Origin of the sequence: Tardiphaga robiniae (assembly GCF_013359755.1) — a bacterium.
Lineage (GTDB): Bacteria > Pseudomonadota > Alphaproteobacteria > Rhizobiales > Xanthobacteraceae > Tardiphaga > Tardiphaga robiniae.
The window spans coordinates 205303-223092 of the sequence record NZ_JABMCJ010000078.1; the positions used below are offsets into that span (position 1 = coordinate 205303).

General features: G+C 61.3%; 20 protein-coding genes. 4 read left to right on the forward strand and 16 right to left on the reverse strand.

Annotated features, from left to right (window positions below):
- Positions 1-25: 25 nt before the first annotated feature.
- The 5 genes from HP556_RS10685 to HP556_RS10705 form a co-directional block, all read right to left on the reverse strand.
- On the reverse strand, positions 26-766 hold the full coding sequence (locus tag HP556_RS10685) for an urease accessory protein UreF (RefSeq protein WP_246297619.1): 741 nt from the start codon (positions 764-766) through the stop codon (positions 26-28).
- A complete protein-coding gene (locus HP556_RS10690; protein WP_175366980.1) occupies positions 753-1418 on the reverse strand; it encodes an urease accessory protein UreE in 666 nt (221 codons plus the stop codon). Before HP556_RS10690 ends, HP556_RS10685 begins: the two co-directional genes overlap by 14 nt.
- 17 nt (positions 1419-1435) lie before the next feature.
- Complete coding sequence (locus HP556_RS10695; RefSeq protein ID WP_068733944.1) at positions 1436-1735, reverse strand: putative quinol monooxygenase; 300 nt, start codon at positions 1733-1735, stop codon at positions 1436-1438.
- 275 nt (positions 1736-2010) lie between these two features.
- Positions 2011-3723 carry an urease subunit alpha gene (ureC, locus tag HP556_RS10700; RefSeq protein ID WP_068733942.1) on the reverse strand — a complete coding sequence of 571 codons (1713 nt, stop codon included), beginning with the start codon at positions 3721-3723 and terminating at the stop codon, positions 2011-2013.
- Positions 3714-4169: an endonuclease domain-containing protein gene (locus tag HP556_RS10705; protein ID WP_175366981.1), complete on the reverse strand. Its 456-nt coding sequence runs from the start codon at positions 4167-4169 to the stop codon at positions 3714-3716. Before HP556_RS10705 ends, ureC begins: the two co-directional genes overlap by 10 nt.
- 214 nt (positions 4170-4383) lie before the next feature.
- Here HP556_RS10705 and HP556_RS10710 point away from each other — a divergent pair, with 214 nt between their 5' ends.
- A complete protein-coding gene (locus tag HP556_RS10710; RefSeq protein WP_175366982.1) occupies positions 4384-4713 on the forward strand; it encodes a hypothetical protein in 330 nt (109 codons plus the stop codon).
- A gap of 4 nt (positions 4714-4717) precedes the next feature.
- Here the strand turns inward: HP556_RS10710 and HP556_RS10715 are convergent, their stop codons facing one another.
- From HP556_RS10715 to urtA, 8 genes are all read right to left on the reverse strand, one after another.
- Entirely contained in the window at positions 4718-5023 is a 306-nt protein-coding gene (locus HP556_RS10715; protein WP_175366983.1) for an urease subunit beta, read from the reverse strand.
- A 109-nt stretch (positions 5024-5132) separates the two neighbouring features.
- Positions 5133-5435, reverse strand: coding sequence for an urease subunit gamma (locus HP556_RS10720; protein WP_068733936.1), 303 nt, complete (start codon positions 5433-5435; stop codon positions 5133-5135).
- A 19-nt stretch (positions 5436-5454) separates the two neighbouring features.
- The gene (locus HP556_RS10725; RefSeq protein ID WP_175366984.1) at positions 5455-6309 is read right to left on the reverse strand and encodes an urease accessory protein UreD; all 855 of its coding nucleotides are present in this window, start codon (positions 6307-6309) and stop codon (positions 5455-5457) included.
- 24 nt (positions 6310-6333) lie between these two features.
- Positions 6334-7029, reverse strand: coding sequence for an urea ABC transporter ATP-binding subunit UrtE (gene urtE / locus HP556_RS10730; RefSeq protein ID WP_068733931.1), 696 nt, complete (start codon positions 7027-7029; stop codon positions 6334-6336).
- A gap of 62 nt (positions 7030-7091) precedes the next feature.
- Complete coding sequence (gene urtD / locus HP556_RS10735) at positions 7092-7940, reverse strand: urea ABC transporter ATP-binding protein UrtD (protein WP_246297597.1); 849 nt, start codon at positions 7938-7940, stop codon at positions 7092-7094.
- Positions 7940-9112: an urea ABC transporter permease subunit UrtC gene (gene urtC, locus HP556_RS10740; protein WP_175366985.1), complete on the reverse strand. Its 1173-nt coding sequence runs from the start codon at positions 9110-9112 to the stop codon at positions 7940-7942. The genes urtD and urtC overlap by 1 nt, the downstream gene beginning before the upstream one ends.
- Before the next feature lie 226 nt (positions 9113-9338).
- Positions 9339-10949, reverse strand: coding sequence for an urea ABC transporter permease subunit UrtB (gene urtB / locus HP556_RS10745; protein ID WP_175366986.1), 1611 nt, complete (start codon positions 10947-10949; stop codon positions 9339-9341).
- Between the two features lie 151 nt (positions 10950-11100).
- Positions 11101-12423: an urea ABC transporter substrate-binding protein gene (urtA, locus tag HP556_RS10750; RefSeq protein ID WP_068733926.1), complete on the reverse strand. Its 1323-nt coding sequence runs from the start codon at positions 12421-12423 to the stop codon at positions 11101-11103.
- Positions 12424-12913: 490 nt separating this feature from the next.
- On the opposite strand from urtA, the gene HP556_RS10755 reads away from it, so the two are divergent.
- From HP556_RS10755 to HP556_RS10765, 3 genes are all read left to right on the forward strand, one after another.
- Positions 12914-14431 carry a DEAD/DEAH box helicase gene (locus HP556_RS10755; RefSeq protein ID WP_089261529.1) on the forward strand — a complete coding sequence of 506 codons (1518 nt, stop codon included), beginning with the start codon at positions 12914-12916 and terminating at the stop codon, positions 14429-14431.
- Between the two features lie 24 nt (positions 14432-14455).
- Positions 14456-14734, forward strand: a complete 279-nt coding sequence (gene infA, locus HP556_RS10760; protein WP_068733922.1) for a translation initiation factor IF-1 — start codon at positions 14456-14458, stop codon at positions 14732-14734.
- Positions 14735-15040: 306 nt separating this feature from the next.
- A complete protein-coding gene (locus HP556_RS10765; protein WP_011474122.1) occupies positions 15041-15253 on the forward strand; it encodes a cold-shock protein in 213 nt (70 codons plus the stop codon).
- Between the two features lie 152 nt (positions 15254-15405).
- On the opposite strand, the gene HP556_RS10770 is transcribed toward HP556_RS10765, so the two are convergent.
- The 3 genes from HP556_RS10770 to HP556_RS10780 all read right to left on the reverse strand — a co-directional run bounded on the left by HP556_RS10770 (position 15406) and on the right by HP556_RS10780 (position 17241).
- Positions 15406-15999: a TadE/TadG family type IV pilus assembly protein gene (locus HP556_RS10770; RefSeq protein ID WP_175366987.1), complete on the reverse strand. Its 594-nt coding sequence runs from the start codon at positions 15997-15999 to the stop codon at positions 15406-15408.
- Between the two features lie 17 nt (positions 16000-16016).
- Positions 16017-16565 (reverse strand): TadE/TadG family type IV pilus assembly protein, encoded by a 549-nt coding sequence (locus tag HP556_RS10775; protein ID WP_120288699.1) that lies wholly within the window; start codon positions 16563-16565, stop codon positions 16017-16019.
- A gap of 178 nt (positions 16566-16743) precedes the next feature.
- Positions 16744-17241: a pilus assembly protein N-terminal domain-containing protein gene (locus HP556_RS10780; protein ID WP_120289175.1), complete on the reverse strand. Its 498-nt coding sequence runs from the start codon at positions 17239-17241 to the stop codon at positions 16744-16746.
- Between the last annotated feature and the right edge of the window lie 549 nt (positions 17242-17790).

Consider the following 17790-nt stretch of genomic DNA (forward strand, 5'->3'; position numbering starts at 1 on the left):
TGGTGTGTGATTTGAGCTGGAGCCATCATGACCTGAACAGCCGCGTATATTGCGTCTCGTGACGCATGTTGGCGATGTCAGAGCGGAATGTCGCGCCGCCAAGATCGTCGAGGGATGCCGCCATGGCGCGATGGCCTGTGGTCACGACCACGGGCTCCAGCGCTGCAAGTACGCGCTGGCTGTCGGTCTGACCGAGCGGCACCAGCCGCGCGCCAGCGGAAATCCAGTTCGAGACCACCGCGTGGAAAAAGCCATGCATCGTTGCGGAGAGCGGCACACCATGGGCCGCGCTCACAAGCCCGACGGCAACGGGATAGACGATCGGGCTGTCGCATATCCCGATCAGCCGCTCCATAGCCTCATGCGACCAGGCATTACGCGCGATCTCGATGAAGGCCTTGCCTTGCGTGGTGGTCTCCAGCTGACGTTCTCTTGATGGCGCGAAGGCGCTGGCGAGCTCGGCAACCTCGCGCAATGCCTTGTCGTCGCCGTCAGATGCTGCGCGGTGCACATGAGCGAGAAACACGCCATCGCAAAACCCTGCGCCATCGGACAACATCGCCGACAACCAGTCCTGCAGGCTGGCAGCATCGGTGATGTCGCCTGCTTCCACCGCCCATTCGATACCGCTGGAATAGGAAAACGCGCCGACCGGAAAAGCCGGCGACAGCCAAGTCATCAGCCGGTACAGCGCAGCGCCTTCGTCGGCAGACAAGGCGGGAGAGTCGTTCGGCGGGCTGTCGTCCGCCGCTTTATTTGTGGTCATGAGCATGAGAATGACCGTGGTGGTCGTGCTTGCTGTCGTGATCATGATGATGATCGTGATCGTGACCGCAATGCTCGTCATGGACATGCTGGTCATGGCCATGACCGGCATGACCGTGCGCGTCATGCCTGTGGCCATGGTGGTCGTGCCCATGATCGTCGTGACTGTGTCCATGATCGTGATGAGCATGATCATGATGTCCATGACCTGCCGGCTCATGCGCAGCGGCATAGGCGCCGCCTTCGGGATCGAACGGTGCTTCGATCTCGATGACCTTGGCGCCAAGACCCTTCACCATCTCCTCGATGACATGATCGCTGCGGATGCGCAGGCCCTTGGCCATGATCTGCGTCGGCAGATGGCGATTGCCGAGATGCCATGCGAGCCGCACCAGATGGCCGGGATCGGTACCACGGATCTCGATCAGTGGCTCCGGCGCTGCGACCACCTCGATCAGGCGGCCGTCTTCCAGCACCAAAGCGTCGCCGCCCCGCAGGGCGACGGCGTTTTCGAGATCGAGCAGGAATTCCAGTCCGCGCGTCCCCGTCATCGCCATGCGGCGACGATGACGATCGTCGAAGTCGAGAACGACGGTGTCTACCGCCGCCTCTGTCCAGTTGTATTGGCCTTTGACCTCAGTCGCGCGGATCATGAACTCTCTCGTTTGGTTTAACGCACCACGACGTCAGCCGGGGTGATGATTTCGATCTTCGGAGGCGCGCTGAAGCATTTCACCGCGACGCGGCCGAAAGTCTTCATATGTTCCTGCGTTCGGTGCGGCACCAGTGCCTCGGCATTCTCCCACTGCTCGACGAACACCATGCGGGTCGGATCAGTGACGCTCTCGTGCAGATCATAGGCGATATTACCCGCTTCCTTGCGGGTCTCGGCGATACAAGCCTTGGCAGCTTCGATCAATTCGGCGCGGGCTTCGGGTTTCACGGACAAAGTGGCAACGACGTAGATCAAGGGGAGTCCTCCCGGTTTATTGTTGTGGCTAAGAATGCCGGGACGGACATTAAGGGGTTATGGGAACAGATAGAAGCGCTCTTTCTTCTCCCTCCCCCAAGCAGCGCAGCTGCGCAGTGGGGAGGGTGGCGCGTTGCGAGCGAAGCGAACAACGTGACGGGTGGGGAGCAACACGGAACATCGCGCTTGTTGAAGCACCCCACCCCGGCCTAACGGCCGACCCTCCCCACTGCGCGCAGCTTCGCTGCGCTGGAGGGAGGGAGCCACCGAGCACCTCAATACATAAAGTACCTCTGCGCCATCGGCAGCACTTCCGCCGGCTCACAAGTCAAAAGCTCGCCATCCGCCCTCACCTCATAGGTCTCCGAATCGACCTCGATCTTCGGCGTCGCGCCGTTATGGATCATGCTCTTCTTCGAGATCCCGTCGCGGACATTTTCCACCGCATAGAGCGACTTCTGGATGCCAAGCTTCTTGGCGAGACCGCCGGCCACCGCCGCACCCGATGTGAACACCACCGACGACTGGGTCAGCGCACGGCCGAAGGCGCCGAACATCGGCTGGTAGTGCACCGGCTGCGGCGTGGGAATGGACGCGTTCGGATCGCCCATTGGCGCCGCGACGATCGAGCCGCCCTTGATGACGAGATCCGGCTTGACGCCAAAGAACGCCGGCGACCACAGCACCAGATCCGCCATCTTGCCCTTCTCCACGGAGCCGATCAGCTTCGACACGCCATGCGCGATCGCCGGATTGATCGTGTACTTCGCGATGTAGCGCTTGACGCGGAAATTGTCGTTGTTGCCCTTGTCTTCCTTCAGCGAGCCGCGCTGCTTCTTCATCTTGTCGGCGGTCTGCCAGGTCCGGATGATGACTTCGCCGAGCCGACCCATGGCCTGACTGTCCGACGACATCATCGAGAGGGCGCCGAGATCGTGCAGGATGTCTTCGGCGGCGATCGTCTCCTTGCGGATGCGGCTTTCCGCAAATGCCAGATCTTCCGCAATCGACGGATCGAGATGGTGACACACCATCAGCATGTCCAGATGCTCATCGATGGTGTTGCGGGTAAATGGCCGCGTCGGATTGGTCGACGACGGCAACACGTTCTTGAGGCCCGCGACCTTGATGATATCGGGTGCGTGACCGCCACCGGCACCTTCGGTGTGGAAGGCATGGATGGTGCGACCCTTGAAGGCCTTGATCGTGTCCTCGACAAAACCCGACTCGTTCAGCGTGTCGGAATGCAGCATCACCTGCACGTCGTAGTCGTCGGCGACGCTGAGGCAGTTGTCGATCGCGGCAGGCGTGGTGCCCCAGTCCTCGTGCAGCTTCAGCGCACAGGCACCGGCATTGATCATTTCCACCAGCGGCGCGGGCTTCGAGGCATTGCCCTTGCCGGAAATGCCGAGATTGACCGGGAACGCATCGAAGGACTGGATCATCCGCGCAATGTGCCATGGGCCGGGCGTGCAGGTCGTCGCGAAGGTGCCGTGCGACGGGCCGGTGCCGCCGCCTAACATCGACGTGACACCCGACATCAGCGCGTGTTCGATCTGCTGCGGGCAGATGAAATGGATATGGCTGTCGAAACCGCCGGCGGTGAGGATCTTGCCCTCGCCCGCGATGACATCGGTGCCGGGACCGACATTGATGGTCACGCCCGGCTGGATATCGGGATTACCGGCCTTGCCGATGGCGTGGACCATGCCGCCCTTGAGGGCCACGTCGGCCTTCACGATGCCCCAGTGATCGACGATCAGCACGTTGGTGATGACGGTATCGACCGCGCCCTGCGCGCGCGTCGCCTGCGACTGCCCCATGCCGTCGCGGATCACCTTGCCGCCGCCGAACTTCACCTCCTCGCCATAGATGGTGAAGTCCTTCTCCACCTCGATGATCAGATCGGTGTCGGCGAGCCGCACGCGATCGCCGGTGGTCGGGCCGAACATGTCGGCATAGACGGAGCGTTTGATTTTCACGGGCATGTTTTCGCTCCATTGGCCGGAGTATTCCCTCCCCCCCGCGCGAAGCGAAGCTTCGCTGGGCGGGGGAGGGTCAGGGAGGGGGGTGTGCCACAGGTCGCGGCCTCGCCGATCGCGAGGACAACACCTTCGAGATTCTTCATGACATCGTCATTGCTGAAACGAAGGACGCGATAGCCACGCGCGGCAAACCAAGCGTCGCGCCGCGCGTCGTGCGCGATGCGCTCTACAAAATCATGGCTTTCACCATCGACTTCGACAATGAGCTTGCTCGCATGGGAAACTAAACCAGCAATGTAAACACCCATCGGGGCTTGTCGACGAAAACCCAAATTTGCCAGACGATGTGCCTTTAGCTGTCGCCACAGCAAGGTCTCGGCGCGAGTCATTACGCGCCGCAGTTCCTTGGCGTGACCGCGCTGAAACTCGCCGACCTCGTTATGTGGCATACCCCACTCCCCGCCCCTCCCCCGCAAGGGGGGAGGGAGCACTACGGCCGTCACATTCCCAACAATCACAACTTCACCATTACGTCGCTGCGGAATCCATAGACGGTACGCTTGCCTGCGCCTTCGTTCATTGACGGCGTGACCCGCGACTTCCATAGCTTCGCGCACCCCAACAAGGCGCGCGGCGTCGGGATCTGAAGCGGAGACCGATATCGTGAGATGGAAGAACGTCTATCCATTTGCTGCGGCATGCCTGCTGTTCGCGCTGACGTTCTGGCTATACATGACCCGCGTCATGTGGCTCGGATTTCCGGACGGCTTCATTGCCGAACTGGACGCTGCCGAGGCGATCCTCGTCACCTGGTTCAACTGGTTCAGCATCGCTCTCGGCATCTGGTTCGTGATCCTCGGCATCCGATCGTTCCGTGACGATGTCGGACGTTGGTCATTGTACAGCTGTGTTCTGTTCGTCTCGGTCGTCCTGATATCGCTGGCCATCGATCGATACTTCCGCTCGTTCATGATGGACAGCGCCGGCGGCTAGGCGCTCAGAGCTTCCCCATCACAGCGCCGCGGAAGCCGTAAACCGTGCGTTTGCCGGCGAGTTCGACCAGTTGCACATCGCGGGTCTGGCCGGGCTCGAAGCGCACGGCCGTGCCGGCGGCGATGTCGAGACGCATGCCGCGGGCTTTTTTGCGGTCGAATTTCAGCGCCGGATTGGTTTCGAAGAAATGATAGTGCGAGCCGACCTGGATCGGCCGGTCGCCGGAATTTGCCACCGTCAGCGTGACGGTCTTGCGGCCGGCATTGAGCTCGATCTCGCCGTCCTGGATGAAGAGTTCGCCGGGGATCATGTGACCTCTCGATTTTCTCGGTGTCATGGCCGGGCTTGACCCGGCCATCCACGCCTTAGAGCGCTGAAGATGGATGCCCGGGTCAAGCCCGGGCATGACGGAGTTTGAACTAGCGGATCGGCTCATGCACCGTGACGAGCTTCGTCCCGTCGGGGAATGTCGCTTCCACCTGAATGTCGTGGATCATCTCGGCGATCCCATCCATGCATTGCGCGCGGGTGATGACCTCGGCGCCGGATTTCATCAGCTCGGCAACGGTGCGGCCGTCGCGCGCGCCCTCGACGATGAAATCGGAGATGATGGCGATGGCCTCGGGATGGTTGAGCTTGACGCCGCGCTCGAGCCGGCGGCGCGCCACGATGGCGGCCATCGAGATCAGCAGCTTGTCTTTTTCGCGGGGAGACAGGTTCATTGCAGGTCTCTGAATAAGTTTAGTTGAGCCACATGCGCGGCAGCATCGCGCCTGATCGTCCAAGCACCGCCATCATGTCGGCGCGCAGCTTGGCCGCATCTTGTGCACAGAAGCGGGCCATTGCAAAGCCGTTCCAGCAGGAGATACCAACTTCACCGCCAGCGCCATCCGTGGCTTCGCGTAGCCGCTCGATGAGTGCTTCATCGCCGGGCACGATCAGCGCCGTGCCGATGGCCACCGCGCCATTGCCGATGGCCGGTCTGGCCAGTTTCGCGGCGATATCGCCATCCAGCCGCACGTTTTCCGCGAACACCAGCCTGCCACCGCGACGCAGGCGCCAGCGGTCGACGAAAGAGCCCGTCTGCATCACCTCGCCCATGGCGGCACGACCGAACACGACGATCTCGCAAAGCAAAAGCGTCGCGCGATCGGCCAGATCGATATCGATGCGCCTGATGGTGCGGGCCTGATCGAACAGGATGGTTTCCTGCGGCAGCCAGGACAGATGCGCGCCGGCCCCGGCCTTCAGCGCGATGTTGATTTCGGCGGCGGGGCCATGGGAGCGATAGACCTTCTCGGCGGCGGCGGTCGTCACCGTCAGGCTGGTGCCTTCGCCGGCCGCGATATCGATATCGAAACGGTCGCCGCCTGCCGCACCGCCGGCGGTGTTGACGAACATCGCGGAGAGGCCGTCGTCTTCGGGGGATGGAAAGCGCACGCGCAACGAGCCGGATTCATGCAACTGCCGCCGCCGCGTCTTGCCTTCAGCGAAATGCACGTCAAATTTGACCGCGCCGCGGGCACGGTTGGCCGCAAAAATCGCCGAGGACGATGAGATCGCCGATGACGACAGCGTGGTGTTGTCAGCCTGCATGCATTCTCCGGCTTTGAGCCCGCGTTACAGCGCCATCTGGCGGCTGATCTCGGCGGGATCGAGCGTCGAGCGGTCGCAGGTGTATTTCACCGCGCCGCGATCCATCACGGCGAAGTTGTCGCCGAGTTCGCAGGCAAAGTCGAGATACTGCTCCACCAGGACGATGGCGATATTGCCGAGGGAGCGCAGATAGGAAATCGCGCGGCCGATATCCTTGATGATCGAAGGCTGGATGCCTTCGGTTGGCTCATCCAGCAGCAGAAGTTTCGGTCGCATCACCAGCGCACGGCCGATGGCGAGCTGCTGCTGCTGGCCGCCGGAGAGATCGCCGCCGCGCCGCCCGAGCATCGAGTTCAGCACCGGAAACAGTGAGAACACGTCGTCGGGAATGTTGCGGTCGGCGCGCTTCAGCGGCGCATAGCCGGTCTTGAGGTTTTCTTCCACCGTGAGCAGCGGAAAGATCTCGCGCCCCTGCGGTACGAAAGAAATGCCGCGCCGCGCCCGCTCGAACGGCTTCAGCGTCGAGATGTCCTGGCCATCGAAAGTGATCGAACCTGACGAGATCGCCTGCTGGCCGACCATGGCGCGCAGCAGCGACGTCTTGCCGACGCCGTTGCGGCCGAGCACGCAGGTGACCTTGCCGGGCTCCGCCGAAACGGTGACGCCGCGCAGGGCCTGCGCTGCACCGTAATAGAGGCTGATATTATCGACTTTGAGCATATGACCTAATCCTTGCGCATGATCTGGTCCGAAAACCGGTTTCCACTTTTCGGGATCATGCGTCAGCGCCCCAAATACACTTCGACCACGCGGTCATTGGTCGACACATCGTCGATGGTGCCTTCGGCCAGCACAGTGCCTTCATGCAGACAGGTCACCTTGACGCCGAGTTCGCGTACGAAGGTCATGTCGTGCTCGACCACCATGACGGTCTTGTTGTCGCGATTGATCGCTTTCAGCAATTCGGCTGTCTGATGCGTTTCCACATCGGTCATGCCGGCCACCGGCTCATCCACCAGCAGCAGCTTCGGATCCTGCGCCAGCAGCATGCCGATTTCGAGCCACTGCTTCTGGCCATGCGAGAGATTGCCGGCGAGCCGATCGCGCGAGTCCGTGAGGCGAATGGTCTCCAGCACCTTGTCGATGCGCTCGGCCTCGCCGCGACTGCCGCGCCAGAACAGCGTGCCGCGCACGGAGTGATCGACATTCAGCGCCAGTAAAAGATTGTCATAGATGGTCTGGCTCTCGAACACCGTCGGCTTCTGGAATTTACGACCGATGCCGAGCTCGGCGATCTTGGTTTCGTCCAGCAGCGTCAGGTCGTGAATGCCGTCGAAATAGACGTCGCCCTCGTCGGGCTTGGTCTTGCCGGTGATGATGTCCATCATCGTGGTCTTGCCGGCACCGTTGGGGCCGATGATGGCGCGCATCTCGCCGGGCGCCAGCACCATCGACAGGTTGTTGATGGCATGGAAGCCGTCGAACGAGACGTGGACGCCGTCGAGATAGAGCTGCGCCGAGGTGATGCGCTTCTGCCGGGCCTCGGCTTCGCGCGCCGCGACCGCTGGGTCAATGATCGCGGGCGCGTGAGACACCGGCGTTGTCGGGGCTGGCGTTTCGATCATAGTCATCACGCCTTCTCCGCCAGATGAGGTTTGGTGACGCCATCTTCCGCTGCGGCGCTATCGGCATTCGCGCTATTGCTGGCTTTGCGGCTTTCCGACCACGCATTGAAGGTGCCGATGATGCCCTTGGGCAGCAACAGCGTCACGAGAATGAACAGCGCACCGAGCATGAACAGCCAGTAGGGAGCAAGGGCGCCCGATGTGAACACTGTCTTGGCGTAGTTGACCACAACCGCGCCGAGCGCCGCACCGACCAGCGTGCCACGACCGCCGACCGCGACCCAGATGACTGCTTCAATCGAGTTCGCCGGGGCGAATTCACCGGGATTGATGATACCCACCTGCGGCACATAGAGCGCACCCGCAACGCCGGCCATGCAGGCCGACAGCGTGAACACGAACAGCTTGTAGGATTCGACACGGTAGCCCAAGAATCTTGTGCGGGATTCCGCGTCGCGTATGGCGATCAGCACCTTGCCGAGCTTCGAGGTGACGATGGCACGGCAGACGAGGAAGCCGACGATCAGCGCCAGACAGCTCAGCGCGAACAGCGCCGCACGTGTGCCGTCGGCCTGCACGTTGAATCCGAGGATGTCCTTGAAATCGGTCAGGCCGTTATTGCCGCCGAAGCCGAAGTCGTTGCGGAAGAAGGCCAGCAGCAGCGCATAGGTCATCGCCTGGGTGATGATCGATAGATACACGCCTGACACGCGGGAGCGGAAAGTGAGCCAGCCGAACACGAACGCCAGGATGCCGGGCGCGATCAGCACCATGGCGGCGGCGAACCAGAACATGTCGAAGCCGTACCAGTACCACGGCAGCGCCTTGTAGTTCAGGAACACCATGAAGTCCGGCAGGATCGGGTTGCCATAGACGCCGCGCGAGCCGATCTGGCGCATCAGATACATGCCCATGGCGTAGCCGCCGAGCGCGAAGAAGGCGCCGTGGCCGAGCGAGAGAATGCCGCAATAGCCCCAGATCAGATCGATCGAGAGCGCGAGAATGGCGTAGCAGACATATTTGCCGAACAGCGCCATCAGATAGGTCGGCACCTGCAGCGGCGAGTCCGCCGGCAGCAGCAGGTTCGACAGCGGAATGAGGATGCCGACAGCGGCGACGATCAGCAGGAAAATCGTCGCGCTGCGGTCGAGCGTGCGGGTGAGGAAATGCGGCGTCATGAGGTGGCTCCGCAGTATGCCCGATTGTAGCTAGCACCGGCGCCAATGGTCCCCTCCCCCCTTGCGGGGGAGGGTGGCGCGTTAGCGCCGGGAGGGGGGTAGCCGCAAGCGCCGGAGCTTGGGGTTACCCCCCTCCCCGACCCTCCCCCGCCTAGCGAAGCTTCGCTTCGCACGGGGGGGAGGGAGCAGAACGATAGCGCGTCGAAGCGAAATGTAGTTGCCATCCTCATGCTTCGATCGCCCTGCCCTTGAGCGCGAACAGACCGCGCGGCCGTTTCTGGATGAACAGGATGATCAGCACCAGGATGGCGATCTTGCCAAGCACGGCGCCTGCGACCGGCTCCAGGAACTTGTTGGCGATGCCGAGCGAGAATGCACCGACCAGCGTGCCCCACAGATTGCCGACGCCGCCGAACACCACGACCATGAAACTGTCGATAATGTAGCTCTGGCCGAGATTGGGCGAGACGTTGTCGATCTGCGACAGCGCCACCCCGGCAATGCCCGCAATGCCGGAGCCGAGACCGAAGGTCAGCGCATCCACGCGCGAGGTCGCGATGCCCATGGACGCGGCCATGCGGCGGTTCTGGGTGACGGCGCGCATCTCGAGTCCGATGCTGGTGTAGCGCAGCATCGCCAGCAGGATCGCGAACACGGCGAGCGTGAAGCACAGGATCCAGAGCCGGTTGTAGGTGATGGTGAGCTGACCCAGCTCGAATGCGCCGGACATCCAGGAGGGATTGCCGACCTCGCGATTGGTCGGGCCGAACATGGTGCGCACCGCCTGTTGCAGCACCAGCGACAGACCCCAGGTCGCCAGCAGGGTTTCCAGCGGGCGGCCATAGAGGAAGCGGATAATGGTGCGCTCGATGACGATGCCGAGGAGACCAGCGACAATGAAGGCCAGCGGCACGGCCATTAGCAGCGAGTAGTCGAACAGGCCGGGATAGCTGGTGCGGATCACGTCCTGCACCACGAAGGTGACATAGGCGCCGATCATCACCATCTCGCCATGCGCCATGTTGATGACGCCCATCACGCCAAAGGTGATGGCGAGACCGATGGCGGCGAGCAAGAGAACCGAGCCGAGCGACAATCCATACCAAGCGTTCTGGCCGATCGACCACAGCGTCTGCCGGCTGTTGATCGCCGTGACGGCGCTGGCCGCGCTGCGCGCGACACCAACGGTCTGATCAGCCGGCAGGCTGGTGAGCAACGCCAGCGCGTCCTGATCGCCGCGCCCCTTGATGATCGCAATGGATTCGATCTTCTCGGCCTCGGTCGCATCTTCCTTGTAGAGCAGGATCGCAGCGCGGGCCTCGGTGAAGGCCTGCTTGGCCGCCTTGTTGGTTTCCTTTTCCAGCGCGGTCTCGATCACCGGCAGCATCGCGGTCTCGTGGCTTTTGAACACCGACTGCGCCGAGGCGATGCGCTTGGCGGGATCGGGCGACATCAGCGTGAGTCCGCCCAGTGCGGATTCGATGTTGCGGCGAAGACGATTGTTGAGGCGCACCGCTGCGGCACTGGCTGGCACTTCGGCAACGGCCTCGCCGGTCGCGGCGTCGGTGACCTTGCCGTCGGTGCCGGTGAGATAAACCTTCTTGCTGTCGGGATCGGCGGAGAGCCGGCCTTCCTGCAGCGCGGTGATCACGGCGAAAGCCTGCGGATTGCCCGAGGTCGCGATGATGCCCACGGCCTCGTCGCTGTCGGAGAAATCGTCATTGGCGAATTTGGCGACGGCATCCTCGAAAGGACCCGCAAAGGCCGGAATAGCGGTCGCGCCTACCAGCAGAAATGCAACAGCGATCGCGCGGAAACGATAAAGGAGATCAGTCACTGGAAAACCCCGGCCGAAGAAAAAAGAGAAGGCGACGGATTCACCGCCTTCTCCAGTTTTGGGAGTCTCGTGTCAGAAGAGTCTCGGGAGGATCATCATTGCGGGCGGAAAATGCCCGCAATGATGGAGAACACAGAACCTCAGAGCGAGATCAGGAACCCTGACCGCCGCACTTGTTGGTCTTGGTGTTGAAGTTGCCGCACTTCTTGCCGACCCAGTCGCCAATCAGGTCCTTGGAGCCGTCGAGCTCCTTCGACCATGCATCGCCAGCCACCAGCGCCGGGGTCTTCCAGACCACGTCGAACTGGCCATTGGCCTTGATCTCGCCAATGAACACCGGCTTGGTGATGTGGTGGTTCGGCAGCATCTTCGAGGTACCGCCGGTCAGGTTCTTGGCTTCGATGCCGGGCAGTGCGTCGATGACCTTGTCGGCTTCGATCGACTTGGCCTTCTCGACCGCCTTCACCCACATGTTGAAGCCGATCACGGTGGCTTCCATCGGGTCGTTGGTCACGCGCTTCGGATTCTTGGTGAAGGCCTGCCATTCCTTGATGAACTTCTCGTTCTCAGGATTCTTGATCGACTGGAAGTAGTTCCAGGCCGCGAGATGGCCGAGCAGCGGCTTGGTGTCGATGCCGGCGAGTTCTTCTTCGCCCACCGAGAACGCAACAACCGGGATGTCGGTCGCCTTGATGCCCTGGTTGCCGAGTTCCTTGTAGAACGGAACGTTGGCGTCGCCGTTGATGGTCGAGACCACGGCGGTCTTCTTGCCGGCCGAGCCGAACTTCTTGATGTCGGCGACGATCGTCTGCCAGTCACTATGACCAAACGGCGTGTAGTTGATCATGATGTCTTCCTGCTTGACGCCCTTCGACTTCAAGTAGGCCTCGAGAATCTTGTTCGTGGTACGCGGATAGACGTAGTCGGTGCCGGCCAGCACCCAGCGCTTCACCTTCTCGTCCTTCATCAGGTAGTCGACAGCCGGGATCGCCTGCTGGTTCGGAGCAGCACCCGTGTAGAACACGTTACGCTCGGACTCTTCGCCCTCGTACTGCACGGGATAGAACAGGATGTTGTTCAGTTCTTTGAACACCGGGAGAACCGACTTGCGCGACACCGAGGTCCAGCAGCCGAACACGACGGCAACCTTGTCCTTGGTGATCAGCTCGCGCGCCTTTTCGGCGAACAGCGGCCAGTTTGAAGCGGGATCGACCACCACGGCTTCGAGCTTCTTGCCGTTCACGCCGCCCTTCTTGTTCTGCTGATCGATCATGAACAGCACGGTGTCTTTCAACGTGGTCTCGGAAATCGCCATGGTGCCCGACAGCGAGTGCAGGACGCCGACCTTGATGGTGTCGTCTGCGGCTTTGGCCGGCGAAAATGCCGACAGGCCCAGAGCCAGACCCGTTGCCGCGGCCATCAGGCTGCGACGCGAGATCGGCTTGGCTATTGCGTGAGTCAAATTGGTAATCATGTGCGGTCTCTCCCTGACGCAGACGAAATCAATGCGGAACGGCCCCACGGCCGGCGCGTTAAGGAGATCGCAAGAAGTGTGCCAGCCCTCGAACACACGTTAAGCTATTGGGATTACTCGCATGTTTCCGATTTTCGGAAAGCGCTGAGGTTTTCTTGTTTATTTATTGTGCAGAAAAATTGATCATGCACACGGCAAACAGCTTAAATAATCGCCAAAAATTGCCTCATGTCTAAATTTCATGCAGCGGTATTTTGTCGCTGGTTTTAACCCTCGCACCGATTGACCTTGAATCCGCCGCCTTGCTGTTCCATATCAATCGAACGACCTAGAGAATCATCAGGTCCTTGCGAGCCGCGTGTTCTGATCCCGTCTTTACTCTGATCTCCTCAGGGCAGTTCGACGGTTTCTGGCTTGCCCCTTCAGCTAACCAGAACTGACGCCCCAAACACGCGGGTGTCCCAGACACACTCGCGCGCTCCCTGGCCCCATGGTCTTTGAATCATGGCCGGGCGCCTGCTTTCACTTTGGAAAGATTAATCTTTTGACCACCTTTCAGGAATTCGGCCTCGCCGATCCCATCACCCGTGCGCTTAAAGAAGAAAACTACACCACCCCGACCCCGATCCAGGCCCAGACCATCCCGATTGCCATTACCGGGAAGGACGTGATCGGTATCGCCCAGACCGGCACCGGCAAGACCGCTTCCTTCGCGCTTCCCATCCTTCACCGCCTGCTCGAGAACCGCATCAAGCCGCAGCCCAAGACCTGCCGCGTGCTGGTGCTGAGCCCGACCCGCGAACTCTCCGGCCAGATCCTCGACTCGTTCAACGCCTATGGGCGCCATATGCACCTCGCATCGGCGCTGGCCATCGGCGGCGTGCCGATGGGCCGTCAGGTCCGTTCGCTGATGCAGGGCGTAGACGTCCTCGTCGCCACCCCGGGCCGCCTGCTCGACCTCGTACAGAGCAACGGCCTGAAGCTCAACATGGTTGAGTTCCTGGTGCTCGACGAAGCCGACCGCATGCTCGACATGGGCTTCATCAACGACATCCGCAAAGTCGTCGCCAAACTCCCGATCAAGCGCCAGACGCTGTTCTTCTCGGCCACCATGCCGAAGGACATCGCCGATCTTGCCGAAGCAATGCTCAAGGATCCGGCCCGCGTCGCGGTGACCCCGGTCGCCTCCACCGTGGAGCGCATCAGCCAGCGGATCATGCTGGTCGATCACTCCGCCAAGCCGACGATCCTCGCCCAGATCCTCAAGACCGAGACGGTTGACCGCGCACTGGTGTTCACCCGCACCAAGCACGGCGCCGACAAGGTCGTGAAGGGGCTCGAGCGCGCCGGCATCGCCGCCGCCGCGATCCACGGCAACAAGTCGCAGAACCACCGCGAGCGCACGCTGGCCCAGTTCCGCACCGGCGAAATCCGCACCCTGGTGGCCACCGACATCGCCGCCCGCGGCATCGACGTCGACGGCATCACCCATGTGGTGAACTTCGACCTGCCGAATATCCCGGAAACCTATGTCCACCGAATCGGCCGTACGGCCCGTGCCGGACGCGAAGGCATCGCAATCTCGCTTTGCGCGGGCGAGGAAATGGCGTATCTGCGCGATATTGAAAAGCTGATCCGCATTTCGCTTCCGAAGGAAGACCGCCGCACCCCAGGCCGCAACGACGTGGGGCCGTCGCCTTCCCAGAACCGTGGCGGTCAGCGCAACGGTCGCTCCGCCCCGCACGCACCACGCAGCAATGACGGAGCGCCCGGCAAGAACGCGCGCAATCGTCGTCGTCCGCATGGCGGCAACGGGGGCGCATCGCAACCGAACCGCGATCATGGTCGGAACGAGAATGCGAGACACGAGAATGCACGGCATGAGCCGATCTCACGTCCGGCCAACCAGGCTGGAACTGCGACTAAAGAAGGGATGCAGGGCGTTGCCTTCCTGCACCGCGAAAGCCGACCGAATACAACCCCGAACCGCACCCAGCGGCCACGCTAACAGCCGATCGATCTGGAGCTAACAATGGCCAAAGAAGAGCTGATCCAGTTCGAAGGACTGGTGACCGAAATCCTCCCCGATGCACGCTATCGCGTGCAATTGGACGCAGGACACGAAATCGTCGCCTACACCGCCGGCAAGATGAAGAAGAACCGCATCAAGACGCTGGCCGGCGACCGCGTGACCATCGAGATGTCGCCTTACGATCTCGAAAAAGGTCGTCTGATTTTCCGCCACAAGGACGAGCGTCCCGGCGGCCCTCCGCGTGGCGCACCGCCGCGCGGTCAGTTCCGTCGCCGCTAAGCGCATCCAGCGTTTAAACTGTCGACAGTTTAAATCGCAACGACAACCCGTCTGTGCATCGGATCACTCCTGATGCACGGATGGGTAAGCGTTCCTGACCGTTCGTGCGCAATCAAAAAATCGTGCGCGTCAGGATTGTTTTGAGGGGGCGCTTCCCCTAATATGAGTTAATCGATTTTCGGCCGGACGACATTATCTATCCCCCGGTGCAGCCGGTCTAGACTGACGACCCTTCCAAAAATTCGATGTCACCAGCCCACATCTGTTGCGTGGGCTACACTATATCTTTGAGAAGGGACTACCCCCATGAGCATGGGAACAGTGAAGTGGTTTAACGCGACCAAGGGCTTCGGCTTCATTCAGCCGGACGATGGTGGCAACGACGTGTTCGTTCACATCTCCGCCGTTGAGCGTGCCGGTCTCGGCACCCTGCGTGAAGGCCAGAAGATCAGCTACGAAATCGTTGCTGACCGTCGTTCCGGCAAGTCGTCGGCCGACAATCTCCGCGCCGCAGGCTAAACGATCATTCGCAAGCTTGATGCTTGCGAATTGACCGACTGAATACGAAAAGGCCGCGCTCTTGAGCGCGGCCTTTTTGCTGAAGCATGATCCGAGAAAGTGGACCGACGATCGTTCGCTGCAACTACAAATACGCAGCGCATGATCGCAAGTTACGGCGTGCAGCTCGTCACCATCACGACGCAGGACGTTTGCCGCGGCCGCGTGTACATCGCATCGGACAGCGTGAGCCCGCCCTTCGGCACGACCCAGCCGATTGTCGGCACGTAGGTATAGTTAGCCTCGCCAAGGATCAGATACTGGTTTGCCACATAGTTTCCGTTGGCGTCCTTGACGATCAGATTGGTGGGAACCGATACGACCGTGCCCACGTCCTTCTTTTGGTCGCCGCGACTCCACACAACTTTGGCGGTCTTGCTCGATGGATCGATATAGACTTGGCTGATGGTCGCCTTGAGCTGCGTCTTGTCATAAGGCGTCAGCATCGCATCGGCGATGATGAAGAAGTTCGAGACATCGGTTTCCGCCAGCGTCGTGTAGCGTGACGCCAGGTCGGCCATCCCCTGTGAGATCTGACTGACCTTGCGATCGACGGCAAAACCGTTGGAAACATCCAACATGCCGAAGAACATCAGGAACATCAGCGGCATGATCATCGCGAACTCGACCGCGGATACGCCTCTCGTATCGTCTCGCAACAGCAAGGCCCGTCGCCAGGCTGCCAGTGCTGCCATCCGCACGTGCATTGTCCCGATCCCTGCCATCACTGCGGCCCGGTCGCCGCTGTCGCGGCCAGCAGGCGCTTGCTGCTCGTCGTTCCACGACTGATATTGGCGATGTTGTAGCCGAGGCCAGTCACATAAAGCGGCCACTGATAGAAGCCGCGCACGACCACCGTCTTGCTGGTCGGACAGGCCGGCGGCTGGTAGACAAGATTCGTCGACACATAGTTGCCGCTGGCGTCGATCGGATCCGAAATCGTGATCGCTGTGCCGGGATCGTACGAGCGCACATCGATGTCGATCTTGGTGCAATCCATCAGTGTCGATGCGCGCGCGCAGATCGACGTCTTGAAATCGACGGCTGTAGCTGCAGCGGAACACGTATAGACCGACCGCGCGGCATCCTGGACGCCGGTTTCAAGGACCTGCCCCGCCAGAAACACCATGCCGGTTTCCATGATGGCAAAAATCAGCGCGAAGAAGATCGGCGCGATCATCGCGAATTCGACCGCGGCCGAACCGCTGCTGTTATGGCCGAAGCGGCGCAGGCGCCCGGCGAGCGTCGCCATCGAAATCAGCGGTAGCAGCATCTGCAAGTGCCTCGGTGATAGGAAATAACTACCGCCAAGATGTATCGGAAACAGATTGTTGAAGTGTTTCGCCGGATCGAGACAAGATGGCTCGCTGCGTTAACCCGCCATTAACCATGTGGCAGGACGCTTGCGATGGTGTCCGGCGGGATTGGTCTGACCGACGAAAAGTGGTGGCTTAGTTGCTCCTCGCCCCTATCGTCGCGGCCTGACTGCCGATGGCGCCGGCCTGATCCATCGTCGACTTGAAGAAGGTTTCCCCGTCACCCAGCGTCAAACGCCGCTCGCAATTCGCCGCGCAGCTATAGGTCTCCCGGCTCATACCGCGATAGACCGTCACGACCTTGTCGGTCGGCCCTTCCACCTGAATAACGCGGTCCATCAGCACGGAGCCCTGGCGATCAATGGCAATCACATTGGTGGCGCCATAGCTCTTGCCGGTGATGACAACCATGCCGCCGGCCTGCAGCGTCACATCGGCGATCAAGGGGTTGCCGACCACGATGGTCGCGATCTTCTCGGGAAATTTGACGAGCCTGGCCTGATCGACGCTGACTGCGATCAGATCATTCGCAGGAGCCGCAAAACCGCCCACCGGCAACAGCATGGTCCCTGCCGCCAGAGCACGGGCCACAAACACCGCGCGCATCCGCGCGCGCTTCGACTGAAACGACATCCTGTACTCCGGGACGATACAAGCCGACAAAAGCAGATACGCAGCGGTGCCGGCGCCCGACATGGCAAATGTGCCGTTAATTGATGAAGGAACTGGAAACGGCGGTGGCAGGGTGCATGATGGACGCGGGGCGACGCTCACTGCCAGCCCAGGCGATCGTCTTGGCTCGTCATTCCGGCGCGCGCGTCGCCGGCGAAGCCGGCATAGCGCGAACCTCAGCCACTCCATTGGAGTGGCGGGGAATCTCGACATGTTTGGCGTGGTCGGAGACTCCCATGTTGAGATTCCGGGTTCGCGTCCGGCAAGTGCCGCCCGCGCCCCGGAATGACTGCGTGGGCGCAAGACAGCAATCAGATATTTTTCCTATCTCCCGTTGACAATATCCTCATCAGGTTTATATTCCCTTCCGTCCTGCCCCACCGAGAGGGGCGATCGCGATCGTCACGTTCGCGGGGTGGGATGCGGTGGACGCCGGAGATGCGGCGTCACGCGGTTCATGGGGGAACGTCTGTCTTCGGGCAGGACGGATCTGCGCCAGCACTGCCACTG